Source organism: Delftia sp. ZNC0008, from assembly GCF_000799035.1.
GTDB classification, from domain to species: domain Bacteria; phylum Pseudomonadota; class Gammaproteobacteria; order Burkholderiales; family Burkholderiaceae_C; genus Comamonas; species Comamonas tsuruhatensis.
The window spans coordinates 1-5782 of the sequence record NZ_JTKZ01000879.1 but is presented as its reverse complement, the minus strand read 5'-3'; the positions used below and the strand labels follow the sequence as shown (position 1 = coordinate 5782).

The 5782-nt window shown below is 68.9% G+C and carries 4 protein-coding genes; 2 read left to right on the top strand and 2 right to left on the bottom strand.

Translation table 11 applies throughout. The features are described from left to right. A partial coding sequence (locus L995_RS28250; RefSeq protein ID WP_047474690.1) for an efflux RND transporter permease subunit occupies positions 1-3114 on the bottom strand: 3114 nt, incomplete at its 3' end. A 380-nt stretch (positions 3115-3494) separates the two neighbouring features. On the opposite strand from L995_RS28250, the gene L995_RS28245 reads away from it, so the two are divergent. Together L995_RS28245 and L995_RS28240 are read left to right on the top strand one after the other, a co-directional pair. Further along, positions 3495-4229 carry a response regulator gene (locus L995_RS28245; RefSeq protein ID WP_016448779.1) on the top strand — a complete coding sequence of 245 codons (735 nt, stop codon included), beginning with the start codon at positions 3495-3497 and terminating at the stop codon, positions 4227-4229. Next, entirely contained in the window at positions 4226-5299 is a 1074-nt protein-coding gene (locus L995_RS28240; RefSeq protein WP_016448780.1) for an ATP-binding protein, read from the top strand. Before L995_RS28245 ends, L995_RS28240 begins: the two co-directional genes overlap by 4 nt. A gap of 18 nt (positions 5300-5317) precedes the next feature. On the opposite strand, the gene L995_RS28235 is transcribed toward L995_RS28240, so the two are convergent. After that, positions 5318-5782, bottom strand: a 465-nt coding sequence (locus tag L995_RS28235; RefSeq protein WP_052195880.1) for a vWA domain-containing protein, incomplete at its 5' end; no start/stop codon positions are given.

Below are 5782 nucleotides of genomic sequence, written 5' to 3'. Positions count from 1 at the left end.
CGGCCGGCGCGCACTGCCGCGCGGCCCGGCGATGCGCCGCTGCCATTCAAGGACGAAGACGAAGAAGACGGGTACGAAGAACACCGCCAGCACCGTGCCGCTGACCATGCCGCCGAACACGCCCGTGCCGATGGCGTGCTGGGTCTCGGCGCTGGCGCCCGATGCCAGCATCAGCGGCACCACGCCCAGCGCAAAGGCCAGCGAGGTCATGAGGATGGGCCGCAGCCGCAGGCGCGCGGCCTTGATGGCGGCCTCGCGCAGGTCCTGGCCTTCCTCGCGCAGCTGCTTGGCGAATTCCACGATCAGGATGGCGTTCTTGGCCGACAGGCCGATGATGGTGATCAGGCCCACCTTGAAGAACACGTCGTTGGGCATGCCGCGCAGCAGCACGGCGGCCACCGCGCCCAGCAGGCCCAGGGGCACGACCAGCATCACCGACAGCGGGATGGACCAGCTCTCGTACAGCGCGGCCAGCACCAGGAAGACCACCAGCATGGACAGGGCCATGAGCAGGGGCGCCTGCGCGGCCGACTGGCGCTCCTGCAGCGACTGGCCGGTCCAGGCCACGGAAAAGCCGGGCGGCAACTGGGCCACCAGCCGCTCCATCTCGGCCATGGCCGCGCCGCTGGATGTGCCGGGCGCAGGCGTGCCCGAGATGCGCGACGCCAGGAAGCCCTGGTAGCGCACCAGCTGCAGCGGCGTCTCGGACCACACGGGCGTGGCGAACTCGGCCAGCGGCACCATGCCGCCCGCAGCGTTGCGCACGTTCAGCCGGAGCACATCATCGATCTGCATGCGCGCGGGCGCGTCGGCCTGCACGATGACCTGCTGCATGCGCCCGGCGTTGGGGAAGTCGTTGACGTACAGCGAGCCCATGGCCGTGGACAGCGTCTCGCTGATGGCGGCAAAGCCCACGCCCAGGGCCTGGGCCTTCTGGCGGTCGATCTCCAGCCGCACGCTGGTGCCCGAAGGCAGGCTGTCCTGGTAGGCCGAGCCCAGCACGCTGCTGCTGCCGGCCAGCGCCAGCAACTGGTCGGTGGCCGACTTGAGCGCGGCATGGCCCTGGCCCGTGCGGTCCTGCAGGTACATGGTGAAGCCCGAGGAAGTGCCCAGCTCATCGATGGCCGGGGGCTGCAGCACCATGATGGCGCCCTCGGGCGCGTGTTCCATGGCCTTTTGCGCGAGCGAGACTTCCTCGCCGGCCGTGGCGCCGTTGCGCTGGTCCCAGTCCTTGAGCGTGGTGAAGGCCATGGCCGCGTTCGGGCCCGAGCCCGCGAAGCTGAAGCCCAGCACCGAGATGCTGGAGGCGATGCCGGGGCGCTGCGCCACATGCTCCTCATAGCGCTTGACCACGTCCAGCGTGCGCTCGGCCGTGGCATCGGCCGGCAGCTGGATAGAGGTCATGAAGTAGCCCTGGTCCTCCTCGGGCAGGAAAGCCGAGGGCAGCTGGCGCAGCGCAAACACCAGGATGGCCACGATGGCCGCGAACAGCAGCATCATGCGGCCCGTGCGCCGCACCAGGCCCGTGACATGGGCCTCGTAGCGGTTCGTCAGCCGCTCGAAGCCGCGGTTGAACCAGCCGAAGAAGCCTTTCTTCTCATGGTGGCCTGCCGCCACCGGCTTGAGCAAGGTGGCGCACAGCGCCGGCGTCAGGCTCAGGGCCAGGAAGGCCGAGAACAGGATGGACACGGCCATGGACAGCGTGAACTGCTGGTAGATCACGCCCACCGAGCCGCTGGCGAACGCCATGGGAATGAACACCGCCGTCAGCACCAGGGTGATGCCGATGATGGCGCCCGTGATCTCCTTCATGGCCTTGAGCGTGGCATCGCGCGGCGACAGGCCCTCCTCGGCCATCAGGCGCTCCACGTTCTCGACCACGACGATGGCGTCGTCCACGATGATGCCGATGGCCAGCACCATGCCGAACATGGTCAGCACGTTGATGGAAAAGCCCGCCACCAGCATCACGGCGAAGGTGCCCAGCAGCGCCACGGGCGCCACGATGGCCGGGATCAGCGTGTAGCGCAGGTTCTGCAGGAACAGGTACATCACCAGGAAGACCAGCACCATGGCCTCGACCAGGGTCTGCACCACCTTCTCGATGGAGATCTTGACGAAGGGCGCGGTGTTGAACGAGATGGTGTGCTCCATGCCCCTCGGCAGGATGGAGGCCAGCTCGGCCATGCGCTTTTGCACGGCGGCGGCCGTGCGCACGGCATTGGCACCGGGCGACAGCTGCACGGCGGCGCTGGTGGCGGGCTTGCCATCCTCGCGGTTGGAGAAGGCATAGGACTGCGCACCCAGCTCCACGCGCGCCACGTCGCCCAGCACCAGGCGGGAGCCGTCGGCATGGGCGCGCAGCACGATGGCCGCGAACTGCTCGGGCGAGGTCAGCTGGCCCTGCACCGTCAGCGGCGTGGTCACGCGCTGGCCCGGCGCGGTCGGCGCATCGCCCACGCGGCCCGGGGCGATCTGCATGTTCTGCTGCTGGATGGCCTGGGTGAGGTCGCCCATGGACAGCCCGTAGGAGATCAGCTTGGCCGGATCGACCCAGACGCGCATGGCCTGCTCGGTACCGAACAGCTGCACGCGGCCCACGCCCTCGATGCGCCGCAGCTCCTCGACGATATTGCGCGCCATGTAGTCATTGAGTGCCAGCTCGTCGAACTCGCCGCCCGGCGAGATCAGGCCCACCAGCAGCAGAAAGCTCGACGTGGCCGACTCCACCTGCAGCCCGTTCTGGCGCACGGCCTGCGGCAGGCGCGGCTCCACGGCCTTGATGCGGTTTTGCACATCCACCTGGGCCAGCTCCGGGTTGGTGCCGGGCTTGAAGGTGGCCTTGATCTCGGCCGAGCCCGAGGTGTCCACCGAGGACTCGAAGTACAGCAGGTGGCGGACGCTGGACAGCTCGCGCTCGATCAGCGAGACCACGGAATCATTGAGCGTCTTGGGCGTGGCGCCCGGATAGGTGGCATACAGGCTCACCGTGGGCGGCGCCACCGTGGGATAGCGCGATATCGGCAATTGCGGGATGGCGAGCACGCCCAGCAGCACGATGAACAGCGCGATGACCCAGGCAAAGACGGGCCGGTGAATGAAGAACTGTGGCATGGACGCGAGGTCTGGTTTTCAATGCGCGCCAGGGCGCGCTGCGGAAAAAATACGGCGCCTGGCGCCGAATCATCTGAGGGGCCATCCGGATGCAAATCCAGATTGCCAGGAGGCATGGGGATGAAGGAAACTCCTGCCGGTGCGGCTTCGGCCTGCGGCGTGTTGCCGCAAGGGCCATTCACTCAGGGAGCCGCTGCAAAAGCTGACCGCTCCACCCGCTCATACGGCACTGCCGCTGTGACTTCATATTCATCGCTTTGTTTCGCATGCCGGCCAATGGCGGCGGCACAGGGAAACAGCTTGCGTTCTTTCGATGGCATTTCGGCCCGGGAAATGTGGAAGAACGATGGAGATGAACACAGCCGCCGCCGCGACCCAAAATGGCTTCTATCATTGCCCAGCCCTTGCCTTTCCAGCCATCGACATCGCTCATCCTCGTTGCCGAGGACGAGCCCGAGATCGCAGACATCCTGTGCGCCTACCTGGCCCGCAGCGACCTGCGCACCGTCCATGCCGCCGATGGCCAGCAGGCCCTTGAACTGCACCACCACTTGAAACCCGATCTCGTTCTTCTCGACGTGCAGATGCCACGCCTCGACGGCTGGCAGGTGCTGTCCGAAATCCGCCGGCGCGGCGACACGCCCGTCATCATGCTCACCGCCCTCAACCAGGACGTGGACAAGCTCATCGGCCTGCGCATTGGCGCGGACGACTACGTGGGCAAGCCCTTCAATGCGGCCGAGGTCGTGGCGCGCGTGCAGGCCGTGCTGCGCCGCTGCGGCCAGGGCCGGCTCCGCGATACCAAGCTGCTGCAGGCCGGCCCCTTTCGCGTGGACCTGGACAGCCGCGAGGTCAGCGTGCAGGTGCAGGGCGCCACGCATGTACCCGAACTCACCGTGACCGAATTCAACCTGCTGGCCAGCCTGGTGCGTTCGCCCCGGCGCGTGTTCAGCCGCGCCGAGCTGCTGCTCAGTTGCCTGCCCGAAGGCCACACGCTGGAACGCACCGTGGACAGCCACATCAGCAAGCTGCGCAAGAAGCTCGAAGGCCTGGGCCTGCAGGGCATGCCCGACAGCGTGCGCAGCGTGGGCTACCGGCTGGGGATGGACCCATGAGCGCAGTGCCGGGCCTGCGCCGGCAGGTGGTGCTGACCATGTCGGCCGTCACGCTGGCCGTGGTCGTGCTGTGCGTGCTGGGTTCGTACGCCTTCTATGCACTGCTGCTGACCTTTCACCCGGCCAGCGTCTCCGACGGCTGGATGCCCTCCAGCGTGGAGCTGGCCTGGGTGCTGCTGACCCTGGTCATCGCCCTGCTGATCGCCATCTTCGTGGCCACGCGGCTATCGCGGCGCATCCTGCCCTCGCTGGACTCGGTGGCCATCAGCCTGCGCCAGCTGGCCCAGGGCGACCTCTCGGCGCGCGCGCACACCGACGACAGCGCGCTGCACGAGGCCGCCCAGCTGGTGCACGACTTCAACAGCCTGGCCCAGCGCCTGGAAGGCATGGCGCAGGAGCGCGCCTTCTGGAGCGCGGCCATCGCCCATGAGCTGCGCACGCCCGTGACCATCCTCAGCGGACGGCTGCAAGGCCTGTCCGATGGCGTCTTCCTGCCCAGCAAGGACATGCTGGCCAGCCTGATGACCCAGGTCGAGGGGCTGACCCGCCTGATCGACGATCTGCGCCTGCTGGGCCTGCAGGACAACGGCCACCTGCATCTGGAGCTGCGCCAGACCTGCCTGGCCGGCGAGGTGCGATCGGTGACCCTGGCCGTGGGGCCGGCGCTGGAGCAGGCGGGCCTGCAACTGGCGCTGGAGCTGGACGAGCAGCCCGTGGTCTGCGACCCCGTGCGCATACGCCAGGCCCTGCTGGCCCTGCTGGAAAACGCCATGCTGTATGCGCAGCCCGGCCCCCTGCTGGTGGCCGCGCGCGTGCGCCAGGGCCTGTGCACCGTGCGCGTGGAAGACAGCGGCCCCGGCGTGGCGGCGGACCTTGCGCCGCGCATCTTCGACGCCTTCCAGCGCGGCGAAGGCGCCCGCAGCCGCAAAAACGCCGGCGTGGGGGCCAGCAAGGGCAGCGGACTGGGCCTGGCCGTGGTCCAGGCCATTGCCCAGGCCCATGGCGGGCGGGCGCAATGCCTGCCGGGCGAGCGCGGCGGCGCGCTGTTCGAGCTGAGCTGGCCGGCCTGACCTCGTCAGAGCCGCAGATCAGCCTGCGAAATCATCGGCCCGCACATGGCGTGCGTCCCAGGCGGCAGCCAGCGCAGCGGCCCGGCCCAGGCGCACGCGGCCTGATTCGAAGTCCACGATGCCTGCCTCCTGCGCCGCCGCAGGCCGCGCAGGCCGCTCGCGCGTGCGGCCGTCGGTGAGCAGCCACAGCCAGCCCTGGCAGGAGGCCTCTGCGCCGCAATGGCGCTGCAGCAACTGGCCCGCCTGCTCCACGGCCGCCTGCAGCGGCGTGCCGCCGCCCCCGCCAATGGGAGCGATCCAGTCGTCATTCCAGGCCGCTGCCTTGCGCGGCGGCAGGCGCAATTCCACGCGCGTGCCCGCAAAGCAGATCAGCGCCACCTGCTCGCGGCGGCGGTAGGCCTCTTCCATCAGCGACAGCAGCACGCCCTTGGCCCGCGCCAGTGCGCCGCTGGCGGCCATGGAGGCCGAGCAATCGAGACGCGG

Excerpts from the sequence above, each read along its gene's own strand:
- L995_RS28245 (WP_016448779.1), top strand. The coding sequence starts at position 3,495 with ATGGCTTCTATCATTGCCCAGCCCTTGCCTTTCCAGCCATCGACATCG.
- L995_RS28240 (WP_016448780.1), top strand. The coding sequence starts at position 4,226 with ATGAGCGCAGTGCCGGGCCTGCGCCGGCAGGTGGTGCTGACCATGTCG.